Source organism: Delftia tsuruhatensis NBRC 16741, assembly GCF_001571325.1.
Lineage (GTDB): Bacteria > Pseudomonadota > Gammaproteobacteria > Burkholderiales > Burkholderiaceae_C > Comamonas > Comamonas tsuruhatensis.
In genome coordinates this window covers 173,061-196,670 of sequence record NZ_BCTO01000022.1, presented here as the reverse complement: position 1 = coordinate 196,670, position 23,610 = coordinate 173,061, and the positions used below count along the sequence as shown (strand labels likewise).

Genomic DNA, 23,610 nt, shown 5'->3' with positions numbered 1-23,610 from the left:
GAGCTGCAACGCAAAAGCCCGGCATTGCCGGGCTTTTTTGTGTCTTGAGCGGCCTTGCCGCACCGCTCACTGGTGCTTGCGCGCCCAGGCCGCGAACTTCTGCACGAAGCCGTTCACGAAGTCGCGGCTGCCGGCGCCAATGGAGCCGTCTTCGGCAAACAGGCCGTCCTTGGCCTGGATGAAGATTTCGGGCTGGGCCAGCGTGGGCATGTCCAGGTAGGCCAGCACATTGCGCAGGTGCTGCTGCGCCAGCGCCGTGCCGATGGCACCCACGGAGACGCCGGCCACGGCAGCGGGCTTGCCGGCCCAGACGCTCTTGCCGTAGGGGCGCGAGCCCTGGTCCAGCGCGTTCTTGAGCACGCCGGGAATCGAGCGGTTGTACTCGGGCGTCAGGAACAGCACGGCCTGGGCCGACTGGATCTGGGCGCGGAACTGCTTGACCACGTCCACCTCATTGCCGTCATGGTCCTGGTTGTACAGCGGCAGGGCATCGATGGCGACCTGCTCGAAGACCAGGCCTTCGGGTGCCAGGCGCGCAATGGCGTCGGCGAATTTGCGGTTGAAGGAATCCTTGCGCAGGCTGCCCACGATGACAGCGACCTTGATCTGGCTCATGCATTGCTCCTGGAGGAAGTGGCGAAAAACGGGCGGGAGGCGTACCTCCCGCAGGCAGCCATTATGTGGCTGCCTGCACGGCGCTTACTGTAGGAAAGTGGGCTTGGCATAGCCCTGGAACTTGCTGTCCACCACGGCCTTGAATTCGGCGGAGCGGTAGACCTCGGCCAGGTCCTTGGCCCATGCCGCGCCCTGGTCCTTCTTCTTGATGGCCACCACGTTCAGGTAGTGGTCGGGGGTCTTTTCCAGCGAGACGGCCTCGGTCAGCTTCAGGCCCGAGGAAATGGCGAAGTTGCCGTTGATGATGGCGTATTCGGTATCGCCCAGCGAGCGCGGCAGCTGCGCGGCTTCCAGCGGGATGAACTTGAGCTTGCGCGGGTTCTCGGCCAGGTCCTTTTCGGACACGCGCAGCGGGTCGATGCCGGGCTTGGCCTTGATCAGGCCGGCCTGCTCCAGCAGCACCAGCGCGCGGGCCAGGTTGCTCGGGTCGTTGGGCAGGGTCACGCGGTCGCCTTCCTTGGCCTCGGCCAGGGTCTTGCGGGTCTTGGAGTACACGCCCAGGGGGGCGATGGGGCCTTGCACCAGCTCCACCAGGTCCAGCTTCTGGTCGGCCGCGAACTTCTGCAGGTAGACACGGTGCTGGAAGAAGTTGGCATCCAGCGAGCCCTGGGCCAGCGCCAGGTTGGGCTGCACGTAGTCGTTGAACTCCACCAGCTTGACCTGGTAGCCCTTCTTTTGCAGCAGCGGCACGATGCCCTGCTTGAGCTGGTCGATGTTGGAGCCTGCCGTGCCGCCGATCACCAGCTGCTTCTTGTCGGCCTGGGCATGGGCGGGCAGCGCCAGCACGCTGACGGCGGCAAGGGCGGCGGCCGAGGCCAGCAGGTGGCGGCGCACGAAGGAAAGGGATGCGGTCATGTCGGAATCCTTTTTTTGGGAGGGAGCGGGAAGAAAGAAGAAAGCGGGTCTGGACAGCGCGCTCAGCCGCGCTTGTCCAGGCGGCGGGCCGCCGTGTTGCCCACGAACTGGATGACCTGGACCATGGCCACGAGGATGGTCACGGTGAGCACCATCACATCGGTCTGGAAGCGGTAGTAGCCGTAGCGGATGGCCAGATCGCCAATGCCGCCGCCGCCCACCACGCCGGCAATGGCCGAGTACGACAGAAAGCTCACGGCCAGCACGGTCAGCGCCAGCACCAGGCCCGAGCGCGCCTCGACGATGAGCACGCGCCAGACGATCTGCAGCTCCGAGGCGCCCATGGCGTGCGCGGCCTCGATCACGCCGCGCGGCACGTCGCGCAGGCACTGGTCCACCAGGCGTGCCAGGTAGGGAATGGCCGCCACGGACAGCGGCACGGCCGCAGCCAGCGGGCCGATGGAGGTGCCGGCCAGCCAGCGCGTGAAGGGCACCAGCGCGACCAGCAAGATGATGAAGGGGAAGGACCGCACGGTATTGACCGTCCAGTTCAGCACGGCAAAGGCCGGGCGGTTGTCCAGCGACTGGCCGGGGCCCAGCAGGAACAGCAGCACGCCCAGCGGGCCGCCGATCAGCACGGCGGCCGACAGGCCGATGCCCAGCATCAAAAGGGTCTGGCCCATGGCCAGCCACAGCTCGGGCAGGATTTCGACGATGTTTTCAGACATGGGAATGCGGAAGCTAAAAGAAGAGGAAAACGGGACCGGGCGAAAGCCCGTCAGTGCTCGGAGCCGCCCACGGCGCGCAGCACCACGGGGCGGGTGGCGCCGCGCTCGCGCAGGGCCTTGTCGGCACGCTCCACGCGCAGGGCCTCGAGTTCGCTGCCCAGCAGCGTGGCGCGCTGCGGCGCCTCGTAGGCACGGCCTTGCGGCAGGGCGGGCAGCGTGAAGCGTTCTGCCACCTGGCCCTGTTCGATGATGGCCACCTCGCTGCACAGCGCATCGACCACGGCCAGCTCGTGCGTGACGATGACGATGGTCACGCCCAGGCGGCTGTTGATGTCCGCCAGCGTGGCCAGGATGGAGCGCGTGGTCTCGCTGTCCAGCGCCGAGGTGGGCTCGTCGCACAGCAGCACCTGCGGGCGCGGCGCCAGGGCACGCGCAATCGCCACGCGCTGCTTCTGACCTCCGGACAACTGGGCCGGATAGCTGCCGGCCTTGTCGGCCAGGCCCACGATGTCCAGGCATTCGCGCACGCGCTGCTCGATCTGGGCGCGCGAGTGGCCGCCATGGATGCGCAGCGGAAAGGCCACGTTCTCGAACACGCTGGCGTTCTGCAGCAGGTTGAACTGCTGAAAAATCATGCCGATGTTCTGGCGCGCCTCGCGCAGCGCGCGGCGGCCCAGGTCGGTCAGGCGCTGGCCTGCCACCACCACCTCGCCGCTGTCGGGGCGCTCGAGCAGGTTGATCAGGCGCAGCAGCGTGGACTTGCCCGCGCCGCTCTTGCCGATCAGGCCGAAGACCGTGCCCTGGCCAATGTCCAGCGACACCGAACGCACGGCATCGAAGTGCTTGCCATCGGCTGTTACAAATTTCTTTTGCAGGTCGCGCAGGCGGATCAGCGCGTTTTCCGGGGCGAAATCGGCGGTCTGGACGGTCATGGAGTCTCGGTTCGGCAGTGAAAACGGTCCTGGGATCGGCAACGGCAGCCTTTGCACCGCCATCTCCAGGCAATGGCGCGCAATTTCCGGGTCCTGTGCTACGCAGTTGGACGCAGTTGCAAGCCGATGGGCATGCGTTGTCTTGCGTCGTCGCCAAGCACAGGCGAATCCCCAGGATCTGCCGTCATTAGTGTTCTAACAAGTGTGTTGCAAAACGTTGTTCAAACAAAAGAATAAAAAATACGGTGCTTATATCGATTGCCGTCTTTCAAGCCTTGATGTACGGCCTGGACGGCATTGCTAGAATCCGCCCCCGACAGGCCTGTACAACGGCAAGATTCCTTGTGGTTGCGTGCATTACAGGTAAGTACCCGCTTTCATTCGCCATGCCTGAATCCTCCCGAACTGCCGACTGCCCCGCCTGCGCCGCCAGCCTGCGCGTGGAAGCCGTGCGCCTGCGGCGCGGCATCACGACCGTCTTTGACGGCCTGGACCTGCAGCTGGACGAGCCGCGCGTGGGACTCATCGGCGACAACGGCGCGGGCAAGACCAGTCTGTTCCGGCTGCTGTGCGGCCTGGATGCGCCGCAGGCCGGGCGCGTGCTGCTGGACGGCACCGAACTGCACGAGGCCCGCGCCAGGCGGCCGGGCCAGGTCGGGCTGATGTTCCAGAACCCCGACGACCAGATCATCTTCCCCACCGTGGAGGAAGAGCTGGCCCTGGGATTGCGCCCTTCGGGCATCTCGCGGCGCGAGGCCACGGAGCGCGCCCGCGCCCTGCTGAGCAGCCGCGGCCTGGCCGACTGGGCACCGCGCGCCGTGGCCGGGCTCAGCCAGGGCCAGCGCCAGCAGGTGTGCTGGCTGGCCCTGCTCATTGCCGCGCCGCGCGTGCTGCTGCTGGACGAGCCCTTCGCCAGCCTGGACCTGCCGGGCCAGGCGCGGCTGGCCCGGGACATCGCGGCCGCCGAGCAGCAGGTGCTGGTCTCCACCCATGTGCTGGACCACGTGCGCAGCTTTGGCCGCGTGCTCTGGCTGGAGCGCGGCCAGGTGCGCGCAGACGGCCCCGGCCATGAGGTCTGCGCAGCCTATGAAGCCGACGTGGCCCGCCGGCTGCAAGCGCAGGACTGACGCAGGAGCCGGCCGCCATGGGAAGCCTCTACAGCGAATACACCAGCTGGCTCCATGCCTGGAGTGCGGGCCGCAAGCTGCTGCTCATGGCGCTGCTGGGAACGGGCCTGTTCCTCATCGATTCACCGTGGCTGCTGGCCCTGGCCGGCGCCGCCTGCGGCCTGCTGTGGCTGTCGCTGGGCCGCGCCACCGAGGGCGCACGGCGGCTCATGCTGTCGGTCACCGTGGCCGCCCTGCTGGTGGCCGCCTTCCATGTGTGGATGCAGCATTACGCCCTGGCCGCCTCCAGCGCGCTGCGCCTGGTCTGCGCCTCCACGCTGGGCATGGCGCTGACCGTGAGCACGCGCCCCAGCGATCTGGTCGATGTGCTGGAGCGGCTGCTGGCGCCGCTGGAGCGCATCGGCATCTCCCCCGAACAGGTGGCCCTGCAGCTGGCATTGATGCTGCGTTTCACCGAGCATTTCTTCGTGCAGTGGAAGCGCATGGACGATGCCCACCGGCTGCGCACGGGCCGCGCCGGCGGCCTGCGCCTGATTGCGCCGCTGACCATCCACATGCTGCAGGCCACGCGCCGCGTGTCCGATGCGCTGTGGGCGCGCCTGGGCCGCTGAGGCCTGCCCTGCCGATTTGCCCTTCCGATTTGCCCTGCTGAACTGCCCTTCCTGACCGACAGCGAGAACTCTCCATGACCGCTCCCTCCACCGTCTCACGCGCCTCGGCGCGCTCCATGGCCCAGGTCTCGCTGTTCGCGGCACTGATGGCCGTCATGGGCCTGATTCCCAAGATCGACCTGCCGCTGGGCGTGCCCATCACCATCCAGTCGCTGGGCGTGATGCTGGCCGGCGTGATGCTCGGCCCCTGGCGCGGCATGCAGTCCATGCTGCTGTTCCTCGCAGCCGTGGCCGTGGGCCTGCCCCTGCTGTCGGGCGGGCGCGGCGGCATTGCCGTCTTCATGGCACCCTCGGCCGGCTACCTGCTGGGCTACCCGCTGGCGGCCTGCATTGCCGGCCTGGTCATGCGTGCGCTGCCCCAGGGCTCGCCCCGGCGCGCGGCGCTCAGCGCCTTTGCGGCCTCGGCGCTGGGCGGGCTGGTGGCCCTGCATGCCTTCGGCGTGCTGGGCCTCATGCTGATGGCCAAGCTCAGCCTGTCGCAGGCCTTCATGGCCACCTTGCTGTTCGTGCCCGGCGATCTGGTCAAGTGCGTGCTGTGCGCCCTGGTGGTGCACACGGTGGCGCGCGGCATGCCGGACTGGCCGTTCGGAGGCCGCCAGCATGGCTGAGCCATTCGCGCGTCATCCGCTGGCCGCGCCGCTGCAGCACCCGTGGACCCTGGTCCATGGCCCGCTGGAGCATTGGGCCCGGCAGCGCCCCGATGCGATGGCGCTGCAAAGCGAGGCCGGCCAATGGAGCTTTGCCGCGCTGCATGCCGCCGTGCTGCAGCGCTCGGCCGCGCTGGTGGCCAGCCAGGTGCCAGAGATGCTGCTGGTGGACACGGGCGGCAGCGCCAGCACCGTGGATGCCATCGTCGAATTCCTCGCCATCCTGCACAGCGGCCGCTGCGCCGCCGTGGCCGATCCTGATTGGCCCGATGCCGTGCGTAGCCGCATCGAGGGCTGGCTGCCCACGGCGCCCAGCGCTCTGGCCGAGGCCACGGCCACCGGCGCCTTCTACACCGGCTTCACCTCGGGCAGCACCGGGCTGCCCAAGGGCTTCATGCGCCACCACCGTTCGTGGACAGAGAGCTTTCGCGTCTGCCTGCAGGACTTCGGCGCCGTGGCCGCGCAGCGCACCATGGCGCCCGGTCGCATCTCGCATTCGCTGTTCCTGTTCGGCGTGATGCAGGGCCTGTGGTGCGGCGAAGGCGCCGTGGTGCAGGAGCGGTTCTCGGCAGCACGCTGCCTGGCCAGCCTGGCGCGCGGCGAAGCCCCCTGCCTGGTCGCCGTGCCCAGCCAGCTGCTGCTGATGCTGCAATGGGCCGCACACCGCGCGCTGGCGCCCATCCCCGAGGTGGAGCTGATCATGATCAGCGGCGCGCGCTGGATGCGCGCCCAGACCCCAGCCCTGCGCGCGCTGTTTCCGCGCGCACGCATCATCGAGTTCTACGGCGCCTCGGAGGCCAGCTTCATCGCCTGGATGGAGGCCGACGAACAGGCCCCGCCCCAGGCCGTGGGCCGGCCCTTCAGCAATGTGCAGTTGCAGATCCGCCCCGCCACCCAGCAGACCGGCGACCACACCCTGCAGCCGGGCGAGGACGGCCTGATCTACATGCGCAGCCCCATGCTGTTCATGGACTATGTGGGCGAGGCGCGCGACGGCACGGCCGCGCTGCGCGACGGCGAATGGCTGTCCGTGCGCGACATGGGCCATATCGATGCCGGCGGCCAGCTGTGCCTGGCCGGGCGCCAGAGCCGCATGCTCGTCACCCAGGGCAAGAACCTGTTCCCCGAAGAAGTCGAAACCCTGCTGGCCGCGCACCCGGGCGTGGCCCAGGTCTCCATCCAAGGTCTGCCCGACGCGCTGCGCGGCATGCAGGTGCACGCCGTCGTGCAATGGCACGGCGCCGCGCCCGCAGGCTCCGCACAGGCGCTGGCGGCCTGGCTGCGCGACCGGCTGGAAAGCTACAAGCTGCCGCGCCAATGGTGGAGCTGCACCGACTGGCCGCAGACCGCCAGCGGCAAGACCGACCACGGCCGTCTGGCGCGTGCACTGGCCGCCACTGCCACTGGCACGGACGCTGGCCAGGCACTGCCCGGCGAACCCGCGCTGCTGCCCCTGCCATGAACCCGCACGACGCCCCCGTCATCCTGGCCTGGGCGCGCAGCCCTGTCGCCCCCGTGGGCGGTGCATTGCGCGAATTTGCCGCGCACGAGCTGGGCGCGCCCGTGCTCCAGGCCTTGCTGGCCCGGGCCGGCCTGCCTGCCCGGGCCGTGGATGCCGTGGTCTTAGGCAACGCCCTGGGCGCAGGCGGCAACCCGGCCCGCATGCTGGCCCTGGCGGCAGGCTTGCCCGAGCGCTGCGCAGCACACAGCGTGGACACCCAGTGCTGCTCGGGCCTGGACAGCGTGGCCCTGGCTGCAGGCCTGCTGATGTCGGGCCAGGCCGATATCGTGGTGGCCGGTGGTGCCGAGGCCTGGAGCCGTGCCCCCATCCGCCAGACGCGCCCGCGCCATGCAGGCGAGCTGCCCGTCACCTATGACCGCCCCGCCTTCGCCCCCGATCCCGCACGCGACCCGGACCTGCTGCAATCGGCCGCAGACCATGCCCTGGCCCACGGCATCACCCGCGCCGTTCAGGAGGCCCATGCCATGCACAGCCACGCGCAGGCGCTCGCGCACCGCGACCGGTTGGCCCAAGAGATCGTGCCCATGGCGGGGCTGGACCACGACGCCTATCCGCGCGCCTTGAACCCGGCCCGCGTTGCCCGCATGCCCGTGGTGGCCGAAGCGGGCAGCGCCTTTGATGCCCAGGCGCGCCAGCGCCATGCGCTGAGCACGCCCACCATCTCGCCCAAGGCCGATGGCGCTGCCCTGGTGCTGCTGGCCACGCCGCAGGCCTGTGCACGCCTGGGCCTGCAGCCACGCGCCCGCTGGGTGGCCAGTGCCTCGCTGGGCCATGCGCCCGAAACACCGCTGGTCGCCGCCGCACTGGCGGCCCAGCAGGTGCTGGAGCGTGCAGCCGCAGCGCTGCAGCTGCCTGGCCTGACTGCGGCAGAGCTCCAGGCTGTGGAGCTGCACGATGCCTTCGCCGTGCAGGCCCTGGCCTTTGCCGAAACCCTGGGCCTGCCGCTGCAGCAGCTCAACACCGGCGGCGGTGGCCTGGCGCGCGGCCATCCCATAGGCGCATCGGGCGCGGTTGCGCTGGTGCGCATGCTCTCAGACCTGCACCGCACGCCAGCAGCCCACAGATCGGCCCTGGGCCTGGCCGCCATTGCAGGGGCTGGCGGCATAGGCGCGGCCTGCCTGGTGCAGGCGCTTTGAATCCATGGACTCCGCATTTCCCATGTCCGCCAACCCACCGTCCGACACCCTTCCCTTTGGCGATGCGCATGAGGCCCTGGTGCACGCGCGCCGCTCCGTGCGCGCCTACCGGCCCGATCCCGTGCCGGACGCGCTGCTGCACCATTTGCTGCAATCGGCCCGCCGGGCGCCCAGCGGCGGCAACCTGCAGCCCGGCCAGTTCATCCAGGTGCGCGGCAGCCTGCGCGGCGCACTCACACAGGCGCTGCTGGCCGACTGGCAAGGCGGAGCACCTGAGCGCGAGGACTACGGCTACTTCCCCCGCCCCATGCCCATGGCGCTGCGCAAGCGCCAGGTGGCGTCGGCCCAGGCCCTGTACAGCGCCCTGGGCGTGGCCCGCGAGGACCGCGCCGGGCGCGACGCGCAGTTCGGCCGCAACTACCGCTTCTTCGATGCGCCCGTGGCCCTGGTCGTGAGCATTGATGCCCGCTTCGGAGCAGGCGGCTACATGGACCTGGGCATGACCCTGTACGGCCTGCAAATGGCCGCAGCCGCCCAGGGCCTTGGCAGCTGCGCCATCGGCGCCCTGGCCTCCTACCCCGACACCGTGCGCCGCGTGCTCGACCTTGCGCCCGGCGAGCACATCGTCTGCGGCCTGGCCCTGGGCTGGCCCGACGAGGCCGCCCCCGTCAACCGCACCCAGACCACCCGCGCACCGCTGAGCGAATATTTCAAAGTGCTGGGGGAATGAAAAAAAGCTGCCAATGGCAGCTTTTGCAATTCAGCCCTCGCTCGCACTGAACACGGCGACCGAAACCGGCGCAACCCAAGGCGAGGGACACCGAGCAAGGGCCGCCCCGAAGCGAGGGTGTCGTCCCCCTCCCGCGAAGCGAGAGAGGGGGAAGCGGCGTCAGCCGCTCAGGGGGTGCTTCCTATCAAAACGCAGGGATCACCGACCCCTTGAACTGCACATCAATGAACTGGCGCACTTCATCGGAGTGGTAGGCCTTGATCAGCTGCGCCACCCAGGGCTTGCCCTTGTCGGCATCGCGCGCGACCAGGATGTTCACATAGGGGTTCTTGGCGGCTTCCTGCGCAATGGCATCGGTCTTGGGGTTCAGGCCTGCCGAGATCGCGAAGTTGGTGTTGATGGCCGAGGCGTCCAGGTCATCCAGCGAGCGTGGCAGCTGGGCTGCGTCCAGCTCCACGAAGCGCAGCTTCTTGGGGTTGGAGACCACGTCCAGCGGCGTGGCCTTCAGGCCCGCGCTTTCCTTGAGCTTGATCAGGCCCTGGGCCTGCAGCAGCAGCAGCACGCGGCCACCGTTGGTGGGATCGTTGGGGATGCCGAACTTGGCGCCCTGGGGCAGGTCGGCCAGCTGCTTGATCTTCTTGGAATAGATGCCGATGGGGAAATTCACCGTGTCGGCCACCCAGCCGATCTTGTAGCCGCGGTCGCGCACCTGGGCGTCGAGGTAGGGGCGGTGCTGGTAGCTGTTGGCGTCCAGGTCACCGGCAGACAGCGCGGCATTGGGCTGCACGTAGTCGCCGAATTCAACGATCTGGATCTTCAGGCCGTTCTTCTCGGCGACCTTCTTGACCTGCTCCATGATCTGGGCGTGCGGGCCGGCCGTGACGCCGACCTTGATGGGCTTGTCCTGCGCCTGCGCGGGCATGGCCAGCAGGGTCATGGCGGCGGTGCTGGCAATCGCGGCGGCCGTGAGCGTGCGGCGGAGGAAATGGCGCTTGGTGGGCATGGATGCGGTTCCTTGTAACCTGTCAAAAACACAGGCGCACACTGTAGCGCCAACACAGCGCGCGGCGACCGTACCGGCACACTGCGGCTAGACAGTTTTTTCAGTAGCTCACAACCGGCGCCGCAGCGCGGGCGTCAGCGGTCCTGGAACTCGGGCGTTGCCATCACCTGGTGGGCCACGACATCCAGTACGGGATGGGGTTGCTCCTGGCGGTCTATCCAGACCTTGGGCGTGAAGCTGCCACGCAGCGCCACGGCATCGCCTTCGATCAGATTGCGCAGCACCTCGCAGGCCTGGGCGTCGAATGCAACCACGTTGACCGGGATGGAAGTGCCATCGGATGCCTCGGAACGCACGCGGGCCACCATGAAGGGGCGCCGATTGCGGTCGCTGCGGTGTTCGGGCGTACCGGTGAGTCTGCCGGTAATCAGTCCATCCATCATGTGCGAGACCAGGAAGAAATCGTCAGTTACAAAAGACGCCATTGTAGGTGCAGGTCTTACGCATCCAGACCTGGCGGCGCATCTTCACGGTGCATGGAGTTTTCTGCGCTGGCTACCCTCGCCATCCGCGAGGGAGCCGCCTGGCGGAACTGCACCCGCTCTTCGCCGCAAGGCACAATCGCGCGCAAAATCGAACGTACAAAGCAAAAAGCTCCTGACGTTTCCGTCAGGAGCTTTGCGTTGTGGTCGGCGTGGCGGGATTCGAACTCGCGACCCCTTGCACCCCATGCAAGTGCGCTACCAGGCTGCGCTACACGCCGAAGCATTGAATTATAGGGACTAAAAACGGGCCTTCAGGGAAAACGCAGAGTTTTTTCCAAAATGTCTGCAAATTCCTGAAATGGCGACGATCAGCCCCCGCATCTTCTCACCCCAGATGCGTGGCGCGCACATGGTCCAGCAAGGCCTCCAGCGGATGGCGCAGCTGCCGTGCAGACAGGCGCTTGACCTGGCTGCGGCAGGAGTAGCCGGTGGCCAGCGGCTCGCCCAGCTCCTGCTTGCCTTCGATCTGCCGGGCCCATGACTGGGCATAGATCGTCTTGGAGGTTTCGAGGTTGCGCGCCTCATGCCCGTAGGTGCCCGACATGCCGCAGCAGCCCGTGGCCTCCACGCTCAGGCGCAGGCCCCGTCGCTCGAAGAGCTGTGCCCACTGCTTGCCGCTGTCGGGCGCGTTGGTCTTTTCGGTGCAATGGGGCAGCAGGCGGTACGCAGTGCCTGCACTGCCCTCGTTCGTGCGCGCCTCGGGCAGCACCTGCTGCAGCCATTCCTGGGGCAGCGCCACCTTGGGCACCTCGCCCATGCCCGGCACCTTGAGGTATTCCTGCCGATAGGCCAGCGTCATGGCCGGGTCCAGCCCCACCAGCGCCACACCGGGCTGAGCCAGTTGCGCCAGCTGCGCGGCATTGCGGATGGCCGCCTTGGCAAAGGCGCCCATGAATCCCTGCACATGCAGCGGCTTGCCATTGGGCAGCAGCGGCGCCAGCCAGACCTGGAACCCCAGGCGCGCCGCCAGCTCGATCAGCACCTGCAGCTGGCCGGTCTCGAAGTAGCGGGTGAAGCTGTCCTGCACGATGACCACGCTGCGCGCGCGCTGCTCGGGCGCGAGCGCGGCCAGCGCCTGCGCATCGGCCGCGCGCACCTTCCATTGCCGCAAGGTGGCTGCCAGGTCCAGCCGGCTCAGCAGCGGGCCGTCGACCATGCCGATGCGCCGGCTGAGCACATCGCGCATCCATGGCGAGCCCATCACCCCGTTGTAGAGCGCGGGCATGCGCGCCAGCCAGGGCATGGTGAACTCCAGCGAGCCGATCAGGTAGTCGCGCACGGGCCGCAGGTAGCGGCGGTGGTACAGCTCCAGAAAGCGCGAGCGGAATTCGGGCACGTTGACCTTGACGGGGCACTGCCCGGCGCAGGACTTGCAGGCCAGGCAGCCGGCCATGGCGTCATAGACCTCGTGCGAGAAATCGGCCTCGCCGCGGCGCGCCGCGCGGCTGTTGCGCCAGCGCGCGGCCAGGCTGGACAGAAAGGGCTGGGGCCGCTGCGCGACCTCCAGCACATTCACGCCTGCCTGCCCCTGCAGGCGCAGCCATTCGCGCATCAGCGAGGCCCGGCCCTTGGGCGAATGCACGCGCTGGCGCGTGGCCTTCCAGGACGGGCACATGGCGTCGTCCGGGTCGAAGTTGTAGCAGGCGCCATTGCCGTTGCAGTGCATGGCCGCGCCATAGCTTTGCCATACGCGCTCGTCGATCTGCCGGTCCAGCTCGCCGCGCGTGGTGACGCCATCCACCTTGAGCAGCAAGGTCTTGCTGGCCGGCGGCGTGGCGATCTTGCCGGGGTTGAGCTGGTTGTGCGGGTCGAAGGCGGCCTTGAGCTGCTGCAGCGAGGGATACAGCTCGCCGAAGAAGGCCGGCACATATTCGGAGCGCAGGCCCTTGCCGTGCTCGCCCCACAGCAGGCCGCCGTGGCGCTGCGTGAGTTCGGCCACCGCGTCGGAGATGGGGCGCACCAGGGCGGCGTCCACGGGGTTCTTCATGTCCAGGATGGGGCGCACATGCAGCACGCCGGCATCGACGTGGCCGAACATGCCGTACTGCAGGCCGTGGCTGTCCAGCAGCGCGCGGAACTCGGCAATGAACTCGGGCAGGTTCTCGGGCGGCACGGCCGTGTCTTCGACAAAGGGCTGGGGCCGCGCCTCGCCCGCCACGTTGCCCAGCAGGCCCACGGCGCGCTTGCGCATGGCATAGACGCGGTGCACCGCTGCATTGCCGGCCGCCAGCGTGTGGCCCAGCCGCTCCACGGAGGTATCCGCGCCCAGGTGCGCGATGAAGGCCTGCACGCGGCCATCGACCTCCTGCGGATCGTCGCCGCTGAATTCCACCAGGTTGATGCCCAGCGTGGGGCGCTGCCCGTCCTGCGGGAAGTACTCGGCCACGCTGCTCCAGACGAAGTCCTTCATGGCCAGCAGCAGCACCTTGGAATCCACCGTCTCAATGGACAGCGGCCGGTGCGCCATCAGCGCGCGCGCATCGCGCAGCGCATCCATGAAGCCCGCATAGCGCACGTTGACCAGGACCGAGTAGCGGGGAATGGGCAGCACGTTGAGCCGCGCCTCCACCACGAATCCCAGCGAGCCTTCGGCGCCGCACAGCACGCTGTTGAGGTTGAAGCGCCCGTCGCCTTCGCGCAGATGGGCCAGGTCATAGCCGGTGAGGCAGCGGTTGAGCTTGGGGAATCTGGCCTCGATCAACTCCGCCTGGTCCTCGCTGATGCGCCGCGCCGTGCGGTGCACCTTGCCGATGCGCCCCGAATCGGCGCACATGCGCTCCAGCGCCTGAGCATCCAGCGGCGCGCTGTGCAGGCGCTCGCCGCCCAGCAGCACGAAGTCCAGCGCCAGCACGTGGTCGCGCGTCTTGCCATAGGTGCAGCTGCCCTGCCCGCTGGCATCGGTGTTGATCATGCCGCCGATGGTGGCGCGGTTGGAGGTGGACAGCTCGGGCGCAAAGAACAGTCCGTATGGCTTGAGCGCGGCGTTGAGCTGGTCCTTGACCACGCCGGCCTGCACGCGCACCCAGCGCTGCTCGGCATTGATTTCGAGGATGCCGTTCATGTGCCGCGACAAGTCCATGGTCACGCCATGCGTGAGCGACTGCCCGTTCGTGCCCGTGCCGCCGCCGCGCGGTGTCAGCACCACATCGCGGAACTCAGGCCGCGCCAGCACCTGCGCCGCCCTGGCCACATCCTCGGCGTGACGCGGGTAGATGGCCGCCTGCGGCATGCGCTGGTAGATGGAGTTGTCCGTGGCCAGCACGGTGCGGCTGGCATGGTCCGTGTCCACGTCGCCCTCGAAGCCGGCGGCCTTCAGCGCTTCAAGAAACTCAAGGTATTGGGCAGGCACGGGGGCGCTGGCATGGGGCAGTGGGGCAATCGACATGGAAGGCAAGGTGGGGAGATTTGTTGCTGGTGATCAGCCCAGGAAACCCATGCATGAAATACACGATTTCAGGCCGACCATGGCCGCAAGTATCTCTACACTCTTCCTGTGCAACAAACGAAAATTGCGGCTGCGAACACTGCATAAAACTCATGAATTACCGACGCCTGACACCCTCCATGTCCCTGCTGCTGGTCTTCGAGGCGGCCGCGCGCCACGAAAGCTATGCGCGAGCGGCCGAGGAGCTGTCGCTCAGCCAGAGCGCCATCAGCCGGCAGGTGCAGACACTGGAGGCGCAGCTGGGCATCAGCCTGTTCCGCCGCGAGGGCCGCACGGTGCGCCTGACTGATGTGGGGCGCCGCTACTTCATCGACCTGGGCGCCGCGCTGGGCCGCATACGCAGCGCCACCCTGCAGGCCATGTCACGCCAGTCCGGCGGTGGCACGCTCAACCTGGCCACCCTGCCCACCTTCGGCTCCAAATGGCTGCTGCCGCACCTGCATGGCTTCTACCAGGCGCAGCCCGGGGTGACGATGCACATCCACTCGCGCATCGGCGATATCGACTTCGACAGCGCAGAGATAGACGCCGCCATCACCGTGGGCACGGGAGACTGGCCCGGGCTGACCGCGCATCGCCTGTACCACGAGTTCCTGGTGGCGGTGGCCAGCCCGCAGGCGCTGCAGCAGGCCGGGCAGGCAGCAGCCTCGCCGGACTGGGCGGGCCAGCAGGTGCTGCTCACGGTGGCCAGCAACCGGCAGGCCTGGAGCGAGTGGTTCACGCACTATCGGCTCGATCACCGGCAGATGCGGATAGGGCCGAGCTTCGAGCTGACCTCGCACCTGATACAGGCCGTGCTGGCAGGCATGGGCGTGGGCCTGGTGCCACGGGTGCTGGTGGAAGAGGAGATGGCGCGCGGTGAGCTGCACGTGGTGGGAGACGCCATCCCCAGCCAGCGCAGCTACTACCTGGTCTATCCCGAGAGGAACGCGACACTGCCGGCGCTGGCAGCCTTCCGGCAATGGCTGCTTGAGACCTGCGCCCAGGGTTGATTCCCGCGCAACGGCCGCTCCCCTTCAGCGGTTGGTAGCGGTTGGCGATGGCACAAAGAAAAACGGACCACAGCCAGAAGCTGTGGTCCGTTTTCATTTATGGTCGGCGTGGCGGGATTCGAACTCGCGACCCCTTGCACCCCATGCAAGTGCGCTACCAGGCTGCGCTACACGCCGAAGAATTCAATTATATACAGCTTTTTGCTCTCAAATAGAAAGCAGCGCACGAATCTGCAAAAGCTCCTCGCGCACGGCCTCCGGCTCCAGCGGAACGCTGGCCGCGGCATCGCCACCGAGCAGCGGCGCGGCAGCCGGCGCCGACACCGCGACACCGGCCTGCAGCGCGGGAACCACGGCAGACCCCGAGGCTTCGCGCAGGCGGTTGCGCGCACCGTTGATGGTGAAGCCCTGCTCGTAGAGCAGCTCGCGGATGCGCCGGATCATCAGCACTTCGTGGTGCTGGTAGTAGCGGCGGTTGCCGCGCCGCTTCATGGGGCGCAGCTGCGTGAACTCCTGCTCCCAGTAGCGCAGCACATGCGGCTTGACGTCGCACAGATCCGCGACCTCACCGATGGTGAAGTAGCGCTTGGCGGGAATCTGGGGCAGAAGTGAAGCCATGGCAAATGTGGATGAAGTCAGGATGTGCAATGCCGCTGGCGCGCGGACGCTGATCCGGGAAGAAGGCCGAGCCTACTGCACAGCTCGCCTGCAGGCCAGCACCCTGTCGTAAAAACAGCCCATCCACCGCGAGGCAGACAGGCTGGCGACAGCTGGCCATGCAGGCCCGGGCAGGCTTTCCTCAGGCCAGGGAGCCCGATGTGCCTTCCTGGATCTGCTCCTTGAGCTTGCTGCTCGCATGGAAGGTCACGACGCGGCGCGCCTCGATCGGAATGGCCTCGCCCGTGCGCGGATTGCGCCCCGGACGCGGCGCCTTGGTGCGGATCTGGAAGTTGCCGAAGCCCGACAGCTTCACATCCTCGCCCGACACCAGGCTTTGCGAGACCAGCTCGAAGAACGCATCCACCATTTCCTTGGATTCGCGCTTGTTCAGGCCGATCTCGTCGAACAGCAGATCCGCCAGCTGCGCCTTGGTCAGCGCAGGCGAATCAAGACTTTCCACCGCCAGTTCCATCACAGGATCTCCTTTCACGGCATGCACCCTCCATCATGCGCGCAGGCGCGCACCCAGACGCTGCTGCAGCTGCTCGAGCACGGCCTGCACGGCCTGCTCGATCTGCACATCCGTCAGCGAGCTGTCGTCATGGCCCAGCGTCAGGCGCACGGCCAGGCTCTTTTCGTCCTGCGCCAGCGCGCCCGGTGCCGCTGTCTCGCCGGCCTTGAGCGCCTTGGGACGGAACACATCGAACAGCACGGCAGAGCGCAGCAGGCCGCCGGTCTGGGCAGCTTCCACCGCCTGCATCAGCTGGGCATGCGTGGTCTTTTCGTTCACGACCACGGCAATGTCGCGCTCCACGGCCTGGTGCTTGGCCACGGGCTTGAACACCGGCACCTCGCGCGCCAGCACGGCATCGAGCTCCAGCTCGAACAGCACGGGCGCCTGGGCCAGATCCCATTGCTGGCGCCACTGGGGATGCAGCTCGCCGATGAAGCCGATGGACTGGCCATCGAGCAGCACGCGTGCGCAGCGGCCCGGGTGCATGGCCGGATGCTCGGCCGGCTCGAACACGGGCTTGCGCGGCGCCAGCAGCGCCTCGACATCGCCCTTGACGTCGTAGAAGTCGACCTTGGTCTCGCCACGAGCCCATTGCAGCTGCTCGGCAGCTCCCCAGGCCAGGCCCGCCACGCGCATGGGCTGGTAGAAGCCCTTGACCGTGGTGTCGCTGTCAACAACGCTGTCATCCTTGAGGAAGACACGGCCCAGCTCGAACACGCGCACGCGCTCGGCCTTGCGGTCGGCATTGAACTTGAGCACCTGCATGAGCGAGCCGATGAGGCTGGAGCGCATCACGCTGAGCTGGCTTGCGATGGGGTTGAGCAGCTGGATGGGATTGGCGTTGCCGGCCAGATCCTTCTCCCACGCGGCTTCCACAAAGCTGAAGTTGATGGTTTCCTGGTAGCCCAGATCGGCCAGCGCGCGGCGAACGGCGAACTGGCTGCGGCGGTTCTCGGCGCGCAGCTTGGGCGCAATGGGCGCCAGCGGCTTGCTCGTGGGCAGGTTCTCGTAACCCACCATGCGCGCCACTTCCTCGATCAGGTCTTCCTCGATGTTGATATCGAAGCGGAAGCTGGGCGGCGTGACGGTGAGCACGCCATCGCCCTGCTCCACCGGCAGGCCCAGGCCGGCCAGCGCATCGTGGCACTGCTGCTGCGTGAGCGGCATGCCGATGACCTTGGCCGCACGCGCCACGCGCAGCGTGACGGGCTTGGGCTGGGGCATGTTGGACTTCTGGTCGTCGATGGGGCCGCAGACGGTCTCGGGCGTGCCGCAGATCTGCAGCACCAGTTCCGTGATGCGCTCGATGTGCTCGACGGTCAGCTCGGGATCGACGCCGCGCTCGAAGCGGTGGCCCGCATCGGTGGAGAAGTTGTAGCGGCGCGAACGGCCGGCAATCGACTTGGGCCACCAGAAGGCCGCCTCGATGTAGATGTGGCGCGTGTCGTCGGACACGGCCGTGGCGTCGCCGCCCATGATGCCGGCCAGCGATTCGACTTCGCGCTCATCGGCGATCACGCCCACCTGTCCATCGACGGTGACGGTGTTGCCGTTGAGCAGCTTGAGCTGCTCGCCTTCCTTGCCCCAGCGCACCTGCAGGCCGCCGTGGATCTTGTCCAGGTCAAAGATGTGGGAGGGGCGGCCCAACTCGAACATCACATAGTTGGAGATGTCCACCAGCGGCGCCACGCTGCGCTGGCCGCAGCGCGCCAGGCGATCGACCATCCACTGCGGCGTCTTCGCCTGGGTGTTGACGTTGCGCACCACGCGGCCCGAGAAGCGGCCGCACAGGTCGGGCGCCTCGATCTTCACGGCCAGCCTGTCCTGCACGCCCACCGCAGCAGGCGTGAACGACTGGGGCTTGAGCGGCGCACCGGTCAGCGCAGCCACTTCGCGCGCCACACCATAGACGCTCAGGCAATGCGCCAGGTTGGGCGTGAGCTTGAGCGTGAACAGGGTGTCATCCAGGTTCAGGTATTCGCGGATGTTCTGGCCCAGGGGCGCGTCCAGCGGCAGCTCCATCAGGCCGCCATGGTCCTCGGACAGCTTGAGTTCGCGCGCCGAGCACAGCATGCCGAAGCTCTCCACGCCGCGCAGCTTGCCGATCTTGATGAGGAAGGGCTTGCCGTCTTCACCGGGTGGCAGCTCGGCGCCCACCGTGGCGCAGGGCACGCGGATGCCCACGCGCGCGTTGGGCGCGCCGCAGACGATGGTCAGCAGCTCGGGCCCGCCCACATCGACCTGGCACACGCGCAGGCGATCGGCATTGGGATGCTGCTCGGCAGCCTTGATCTCGCCGACGACGATCTTGGTGAACGGCGGTGCCACGGGCTCCAGCTCCTCCACCTCCAGGCCGGCCATGGTCAGGGTGTCGGCCAGCTCTTGGGTGGTCAGCGGCGGATTGCAGAACTCGCGCAGCCAGGATTCGGGAAATTGCATATCAGACTCTTTGGCGTTGGTTCGGTCCGCGCGCCGCGGCGCTGGCGGACCCCATGAACGTATTGACGACTCTCATTCCACCCCCCGAACAGCCTGACCATGCGACTGGCGTGGTTCAGGCCGGAGACGCCGAGCAAGAGCCGCCTCGCGGCGAGGGCGTCGTCCCCCTCCCAGGGGGATGGCGCGCAGCGCCTCAGGGGGCGGTCCATTTCTAACGGAATTGCGACAGGAAGCGGATATCGCCGTCAAAAAACAGACGCAGATCGTTGACGCCATAGCGCAGCATGGTCAGGCGGTCAGGGCCCATGCCAAAGGCAAAGCCGATGTACTTCTCGGGGTCCAGCCCCATGTTGCGCACCACGTTGGGGTGCACCTGGCCGGAGCCGGCCACCTCCAGCCAGCGGCCGGCCAGCGGGCCGCTCTGGAACTGGATATCGATCTCGGCGCTGGGCTCGGTGAAGGGGAAGAAGCTGGGACGGAAGCGCAGCACCAGGTCGTCGCTCTCGAAGAAGGTCTTGCAGAAGTCGGTGAAGACCACCTTCAGATCCTTGAAGCTGACGTTCTCGCCGATCCACAGGCCTTCGCACTGGTGGAACATGGGCGAGTGCGTGGCATCGCTGTCCACGCGGTAGGTGCGGCCCGGCGCGATCACGCGGATCTCGGGCATGCCCTGGCCGGCGTCCAGCCGCTCACGGTATTTCTTGACGTGCTGCACGGCATGGCGCACCTGCATGGGGCTGGTGTGCGTGCGCAGCAGATTGGGGGCCTGCTCCGTGCCGCCTTCCACGTAGAAGGTATCGTGCATGGAACGGGCGGGATGGTCTTCGGGCGTGTTCAGCGCCGTGAAGTTGAACCAGTCGGACTCGATCTCGGGGCCCTCGGCCACATCGAAGCCCATGGAGCCGAAGATGCCCTCGATGCGCTCCAGCGTCAGCGACACGGGGTGCAGGCCGCCCTGGCCACGGCGACGGCCTGGCAAGGTCACATCCAGCACCTCGGCCTTCAGGTGGGCCTGCAGTTCGGCATCGGCCAGGGCCTTGCGGCGCGCGGTCAGCGCGGCCTCGATGCCTTGCTTGGCCACGTTGATGGCGGCTCCGCGCGACTTCTTCTCTTCGACGGAAAGCTGCGCCATGCCCTTCATGAGCTCGGTCACCTTGCCCGACTTGCCCAGAAACTGCGCCTTGGCGTTTTCCAGATCAGCGGGGGTTTGTGCCTGCGCGAACAGCTGCTGCGCGCTCTCGACCAGAGAATCCAACTCGTTCATATCGACTCTTTATCGACTGTGAAAAGAAACAAGGGCTAGCAGCCTTTTCAAGCCCTAGCCCTTGCTGTTTGCGCTGCAGACCATCACGAGGATGGCCGCAGACCGTTATCTCAAGCAGCCAGCTTGGCCTTGACTTGATCAACGATGCTGCTAAACGCAGCCTTGTCGTGCACCGCGATATCGGCCAGCATCTTGCGGTCGATCTCGATGGCTGCCTTCTTCAGGCCGTTGGCGAACTGGCTGTAGGTCAGGCCCAGTTCACGTGCAGCGGCGTTGATACGGGCGATCCACAGACGGCGGAACACGCGCTTCTTGGCACGGCGGTCACGGTAGGCATATTGCCCAGCCTTCATCACCGCCTGCTTGGCGATGCGGAAGACATTGCCGCGGCGGCCGCGGAAACCCTTGGAAAGGGCCAGAACTTTTTTGTGACGGGCGCGGGCCGTTACACCACGTTTGACGCGAGGCATGTGTTTTCTCCTTGTTCGTCAGTGAATTACAGGCCAGCCATCGGCAGCATTTGTGCGATCGAGCCCATGTTGGTCTCATGCACAGACACTGCACCACGCAGGTGACGCTTGTTCTTGGTGGTCTTCTTGGTCAAGATGTGACGCTTGAAGGCTTGACCGCGCTTGACGGTGCCACCGGGACGAACGCGAAAACGCTTCTTCGCGCTGCTCTTGGTCTTCATTTTGGGCATTTGAATGCTCCTGTTGTTTGTGCTCGTGAGGCGGCTCGCAACACTGCGCGCACTTGCTGGCCCCGAGACACTTCTGTGCCAGCCCGGAGGCCGGCAAGAACAAGGGACATGGATACCATGTCCCTTGCATCGCACGCCCCGCGCAATCGACTCGCGCAAGGCCTGCAAATTCTGTCGCCCCTCAGCGAAGGGCGAAACCGCGATTATGCCTTATCAGCCACCGCAGGTGCAGCAGAAACCTCTGCTTGCGGTTTGCCACCGGTGGTGGGCTTCTTGCGCGCAGGGGCGATCATCATCACCATCTGGCGGCCTTCGAGCTTGGGGAACTGCTCCACCTGGATGGAGTCCGCCAGATCGTCACGCAGACGGTTCAGCAGGTCCAGACCGATCTGCTGGTGCGTGATTTCACGGCCGCGGAAACGCAGCGTGATCTTGCACTTGTCACCATCGGCCAGGAATCGGCGGATGTTGCGCAGCTTGATGTTGTAGTCGCCGTCGTCGGTACCAGGGCGGAATTTCACTTCCTTGATTTCGATGACGGTCTGCTTGGCCTTGGCTTCGGCAGCCTTCTTCTGTTCAAGGTACTTGAACTTGCCATAGTCCATCAACCGGCAGACAGGCGGAGTGGCCGTGGCGGCGATTTCCACCAGGTCCACGTCCAACTCGCCCGCCATGCGCAGCGCTTCCTGCAGAGGCACGATGCCCAGCGGCTCGTTCTCCGGGCCGGACAGACGCACTTCAGGCGCCATGATTTCACGGTTGAGACGATGCTTGCGCTCTTCACGGTGGCGCCGATCACGAAATTCAGTAGCTATGGTTCTCACCCTTGGATTTAAGTTGCTACAACAGCGTAGCCGCTTGTGTGCAGTACACGCCAAACGGCTAACGCCTTTGGAGATGCTCCGTCAGGCCTTCGCCGCGATGTCCTTGGCCACGAGTTCAATGAACGCGTCGACCGACATCACTCCGAGGTCCTTGTTGCCCCGTGCGCGCACTGCCACTGCACCAGCGGCCTTCTCCTTGTCGCCTGCAACAAGGATGTAAGGCAGCTTTTGCAACGAATGCTCCCGTATTTTATACGTAATCTTTTCGTTGCGCAGATCTGTCGCCACCCTAAGGCCTTGATTCGGAAATGCTTTTTGCAGCTTTTGCGCGACTTCCCGCACATAGTCCGCCTGCGCGTCAGTGATATTGAGCACGGCCGCCTGAACAGGAGCCAGCCATGTCGGCATGGCACCGGCATGCTGCTCGATGAGGATGCCGATGAAACGCTCCAGGCTGCCGACGATGGCACGGTGCAGCATCACGGGGCGATGGCGATCGCCGTCTTCACCCACGTATTCCGCATCCAGGCGCTCGGGCATGGAGAAGTCGACCTGGATGGTGCCGCACTGCCACTGGCGACCGATGGCGTCCTTGAGCGTGTACTCGATCTTGGGACCGTAGAACGCGCCATCGCCGGGCGAGATCACGTACTCGCAGCCCGAAGCCTCCAGGCTGTTGATCAGCGCGGCCTCCGCCTTGTCCCAGCTTTCATCGGAGCCGATGCGCGCCTCGGGGCGCGTGGCGACCTTGTAGATGATGTCGCTGAAACCGAAGTCCGCGTAGACCTTTTGCAGCAGCGTGGTGAAAGCCAGCACCTCGGGCTGGATCTGGTCTTCGGTGCAGAAGACGTGGCCGTCATCCTGCGTGAAGCCGCGCACGCGCATGATGCCGTGCAGACCGCCCGTGGGCTCGTTGCGGTGGCACTGGCCGAACTCGCCGTAGCGCAGCGGCAGGTCGCGGTAGCTCTTGATGCCCTGCTTGAAGATCAGGATGTGGCCGGGGCAGTTCATCGGCTTGAGCGCATAGTCGCGCTTTTCCGACTCGGTCGTGAACATGTTCTCGCGGTACTTGTCCCAGTGGCCGGTCTTCTCCCACAGGGTCTTGTCCAGGATCTGCGGACCCTTGACCTCCTGGTAGCCGTTGTCGCGGTACACGCGGCGCATGTACTGCTCGACCTCTTGCCACAAAGCCCAACCCTTCGGATGCCAGAACACGGTGCCTGGCGAATGCTCGTCGATGTGGAACAGATCCAGTTCACGACCCAGCTTGCGGTGGTCGCGCTTTTCGGCCTCCTCCAGCATGTGCAGGTACTGCTGCAGGTCGTCCTTGGTAGCCCAGGCCGTGCCGTACACGCGCTGCAGCATCTCGTTGCGATGGTCACCGCGCCAGTAGGCGCCAGCCACCTTCATCAGCTTGAAGAACTTGAGCTTGCCGGTGCTCGGCACGTGCGGGCCGCGGCACAGATCCTCGAAACCGCCTTCGCGGTACAGGCTCACATCCTCGTTCGAGGGGATGCTGGCGATGATCTCGGCCTTGTAGTTCTCGCCCATGCCCTTGAAGTAGGCCACGGCCTCGTCGCGCGGCAGCACGCGGCGCACCACGGGCTCGTCCTTGGCAGCCAGCTCGGCCATGCGTTTTTCGATGGCGACCAGGTCCTCGGGCGTGAAAGGACGCTTGTACGAGAAGTCGTAGTAGAAGCCATTCTCGATGACGGGGCCGATGGTGACCTGGGCGTCAGGAAACAGATCCTTGACGGCGTAGGCCAGCAAGTGGGCCGTCGAATGACGGATCACGTCCAGGCCATCTGCATCCTTGGCCGTCACGATGGACAGGGGCATGTCCTTGTCGATCACAAAGCTGGTGTCCACCACCTTGGCGTCGTCGCCCGTGCCAACCTTGCCAGCCAGTGCAGCCTTGGCAAGGCCCGTGCCTATCGATGCAGCCACTTCGGCCACGGTGACCGGACCGGGATACTCGCGTTGCGAACCATCGGGAAGCGTAATGTGGATCATGGGATTCCTAAAAATATTTCTCAGGGGGTGCGCCATCCCCCAAAAGCAAAAAAGCGCGGAGCCTGGTCCGCGCTTTGTTGGGGTCGAGTGAATCTCGTGCAGGCGCGAACCGCCAGCCGCTAGCGGCCGGTGTACATCTCCGATGTAGTTCGCGGTGTCATAACCATGATGCCTTTCTCGCCCTTGTC

22 protein-coding genes and 2 tRNA genes are annotated in these 23,610 nt (G+C 66.5%); 7 read left to right on the top strand and 17 right to left on the bottom strand.

Translation table 11 applies throughout. The annotated features are described in order from the left end of the window. Positions 1–66: 66 nt before the first annotated feature. The 4 genes from DTS01S_RS11340 to DTS01S_RS11325 all read right to left on the bottom strand — a co-directional run bounded on the left by DTS01S_RS11340 (position 67) and on the right by DTS01S_RS11325 (position 3,190). On the bottom strand, positions 67–615 hold the full coding sequence (locus DTS01S_RS11340) for an NADPH-dependent FMN reductase (protein ID WP_016448265.1): 549 nt from the start codon (positions 613–615) through the stop codon (positions 67–69). Positions 616–699: 84 nt separating this feature from the next. After that, entirely contained in the window at positions 700–1,530 is an 831-nt protein-coding gene (locus DTS01S_RS11335; RefSeq protein ID WP_017407338.1) for a MetQ/NlpA family ABC transporter substrate-binding protein, read from the bottom strand. A gap of 62 nt (positions 1,531–1,592) precedes the next feature. Continuing rightward, entirely contained in the window at positions 1,593–2,258 is a 666-nt protein-coding gene (locus DTS01S_RS11330; RefSeq protein WP_012206396.1) for a methionine ABC transporter permease, read from the bottom strand. Positions 2,259–2,308: 50 nt separating this feature from the next. Next, positions 2,309–3,190 (bottom strand): methionine ABC transporter ATP-binding protein, encoded by an 882-nt coding sequence (locus DTS01S_RS11325; protein WP_016448267.1) that lies wholly within the window; start codon positions 3,188–3,190, stop codon positions 2,309–2,311. Positions 3,191–3,576: 386 nt separating this feature from the next. Between DTS01S_RS11325 and DTS01S_RS11320 the strand changes: the two genes are divergently transcribed. From DTS01S_RS11320 to DTS01S_RS11295, 6 genes are all read left to right on the top strand, one after another. Next, positions 3,577–4,317 carry an energy-coupling factor ABC transporter ATP-binding protein gene (locus DTS01S_RS11320; RefSeq protein ID WP_061287733.1) on the top strand — a complete coding sequence of 247 codons (741 nt, stop codon included), beginning with the start codon at positions 3,577–3,579 and terminating at the stop codon, positions 4,315–4,317. Positions 4,318–4,334: 17 nt separating this feature from the next. Continuing rightward, the gene (locus DTS01S_RS11315) at positions 4,335–4,928 is read left to right on the top strand and encodes an energy-coupling factor transporter transmembrane component T family protein (RefSeq protein WP_017406442.1); all 594 of its coding nucleotides are present in this window, start codon (positions 4,335–4,337) and stop codon (positions 4,926–4,928) included. A 74-nt stretch (positions 4,929–5,002) separates the two neighbouring features. Continuing rightward, entirely contained in the window at positions 5,003–5,596 is a 594-nt protein-coding gene (locus tag DTS01S_RS11310; protein WP_016448270.1) for a biotin transporter BioY, read from the top strand. Further along, positions 5,589–7,097: an AMP-binding protein gene (locus DTS01S_RS11305; RefSeq protein WP_017406443.1), complete on the top strand. Its 1,509-nt coding sequence runs from the start codon at positions 5,589–5,591 to the stop codon at positions 7,095–7,097. Before DTS01S_RS11310 ends, DTS01S_RS11305 begins: the two co-directional genes overlap by 8 nt. Further along, the gene (locus tag DTS01S_RS11300; RefSeq protein ID WP_017406444.1) at positions 7,094–8,293 is read left to right on the top strand and encodes a thiolase family protein; all 1,200 of its coding nucleotides are present in this window, start codon (positions 7,094–7,096) and stop codon (positions 8,291–8,293) included. The genes DTS01S_RS11305 and DTS01S_RS11300 overlap by 4 nt, the downstream gene beginning before the upstream one ends. A gap of 4 nt (positions 8,294–8,297) precedes the next feature. Beyond that, positions 8,298–9,023 (top strand): nitroreductase, encoded by a 726-nt coding sequence (locus DTS01S_RS11295; RefSeq protein ID WP_017406445.1) that lies wholly within the window; start codon positions 8,298–8,300, stop codon positions 9,021–9,023. A gap of 184 nt (positions 9,024–9,207) precedes the next feature. Here the strand turns inward: DTS01S_RS11295 and DTS01S_RS11290 are convergent, their stop codons facing one another. The 4 genes from DTS01S_RS11290 to ydiJ all read right to left on the bottom strand — a co-directional run bounded on the left by DTS01S_RS11290 (position 9,208) and on the right by ydiJ (position 13,956). Then, a complete protein-coding gene (locus tag DTS01S_RS11290; RefSeq protein ID WP_016448274.1) occupies positions 9,208–10,026 on the bottom strand; it encodes a MetQ/NlpA family ABC transporter substrate-binding protein in 819 nt (272 codons plus the stop codon). Between the two features lie 134 nt (positions 10,027–10,160). After that, the gene (locus DTS01S_RS11285) at positions 10,161–10,511 is read right to left on the bottom strand and encodes a single-stranded DNA-binding protein (protein ID WP_012206405.1); all 351 of its coding nucleotides are present in this window, start codon (positions 10,509–10,511) and stop codon (positions 10,161–10,163) included. A 201-nt stretch (positions 10,512–10,712) separates the two neighbouring features. Further along, positions 10,713–10,789: transfer RNA gene (locus DTS01S_RS11280), tRNA-Pro, on the bottom strand. 107 nt (positions 10,790–10,896) lie between these two features. Beyond that, complete coding sequence (ydiJ, locus tag DTS01S_RS11275) at positions 10,897–13,956, bottom strand: D-2-hydroxyglutarate dehydrogenase YdiJ (RefSeq protein WP_017406895.1); 3,060 nt, start codon at positions 13,954–13,956, stop codon at positions 10,897–10,899. 53 nt (positions 13,957–14,009) lie between these two features. Between ydiJ and DTS01S_RS11270 the strand changes: the two genes are divergently transcribed. Next, on the top strand, positions 14,010–15,008 hold the full coding sequence (locus tag DTS01S_RS11270; protein ID WP_074931561.1) for a LysR substrate-binding domain-containing protein: 999 nt from the start codon (positions 14,010–14,012) through the stop codon (positions 15,006–15,008). A 100-nt stretch (positions 15,009–15,108) separates the two neighbouring features. On the opposite strand, the gene DTS01S_RS11265 is transcribed toward DTS01S_RS11270, so the two are convergent. The 9 genes from DTS01S_RS11265 to thrS form a co-directional block, all read right to left on the bottom strand. Continuing rightward, positions 15,109–15,185 (bottom strand) — tRNA-Pro (locus DTS01S_RS11265). A 30-nt stretch (positions 15,186–15,215) separates the two neighbouring features. Then, positions 15,216–15,626: a MerR family transcriptional regulator gene (locus tag DTS01S_RS11260; RefSeq protein WP_016453295.1), complete on the bottom strand. Its 411-nt coding sequence runs from the start codon at positions 15,624–15,626 to the stop codon at positions 15,216–15,218. A 181-nt stretch (positions 15,627–15,807) separates the two neighbouring features. Further along, positions 15,808–16,140 carry an integration host factor subunit alpha gene (locus DTS01S_RS11255; RefSeq protein WP_061287732.1) on the bottom strand — a complete coding sequence of 111 codons (333 nt, stop codon included), beginning with the start codon at positions 16,138–16,140 and terminating at the stop codon, positions 15,808–15,810. A gap of 33 nt (positions 16,141–16,173) precedes the next feature. Beyond that, complete coding sequence (pheT, locus tag DTS01S_RS11250) at positions 16,174–18,621, bottom strand: phenylalanine--tRNA ligase subunit beta (RefSeq protein ID WP_017406031.1); 2,448 nt, start codon at positions 18,619–18,621, stop codon at positions 16,174–16,176. A 211-nt stretch (positions 18,622–18,832) separates the two neighbouring features. Then, positions 18,833–19,885: a phenylalanine--tRNA ligase subunit alpha gene (pheS, locus tag DTS01S_RS11245; RefSeq protein ID WP_012206411.1), complete on the bottom strand. Its 1,053-nt coding sequence runs from the start codon at positions 19,883–19,885 to the stop codon at positions 18,833–18,835. A gap of 110 nt (positions 19,886–19,995) precedes the next feature. After that, positions 19,996–20,355, bottom strand: a complete 360-nt coding sequence (rplT, locus tag DTS01S_RS11240) for a 50S ribosomal protein L20 (protein WP_012206412.1) — start codon at positions 20,353–20,355, stop codon at positions 19,996–19,998. A 26-nt stretch (positions 20,356–20,381) separates the two neighbouring features. After that, positions 20,382–20,585 carry a 50S ribosomal protein L35 gene (gene rpmI / locus DTS01S_RS11235; RefSeq protein ID WP_012206413.1) on the bottom strand — a complete coding sequence of 68 codons (204 nt, stop codon included), beginning with the start codon at positions 20,583–20,585 and terminating at the stop codon, positions 20,382–20,384. 203 nt (positions 20,586–20,788) lie between these two features. Beyond that, on the bottom strand, positions 20,789–21,409 hold the full coding sequence (gene infC, locus DTS01S_RS11230) for a translation initiation factor IF-3 (RefSeq protein ID WP_074923479.1): 621 nt from the start codon (positions 21,407–21,409) through the stop codon (positions 20,789–20,791). 81 nt (positions 21,410–21,490) lie between these two features. Then, positions 21,491–23,422 (bottom strand): threonine--tRNA ligase, encoded by a 1,932-nt coding sequence (gene thrS / locus DTS01S_RS11225; protein WP_016448317.1) that lies wholly within the window; start codon positions 23,420–23,422, stop codon positions 21,491–21,493. Between the last annotated feature and the right edge of the window lie 188 nt (positions 23,423–23,610).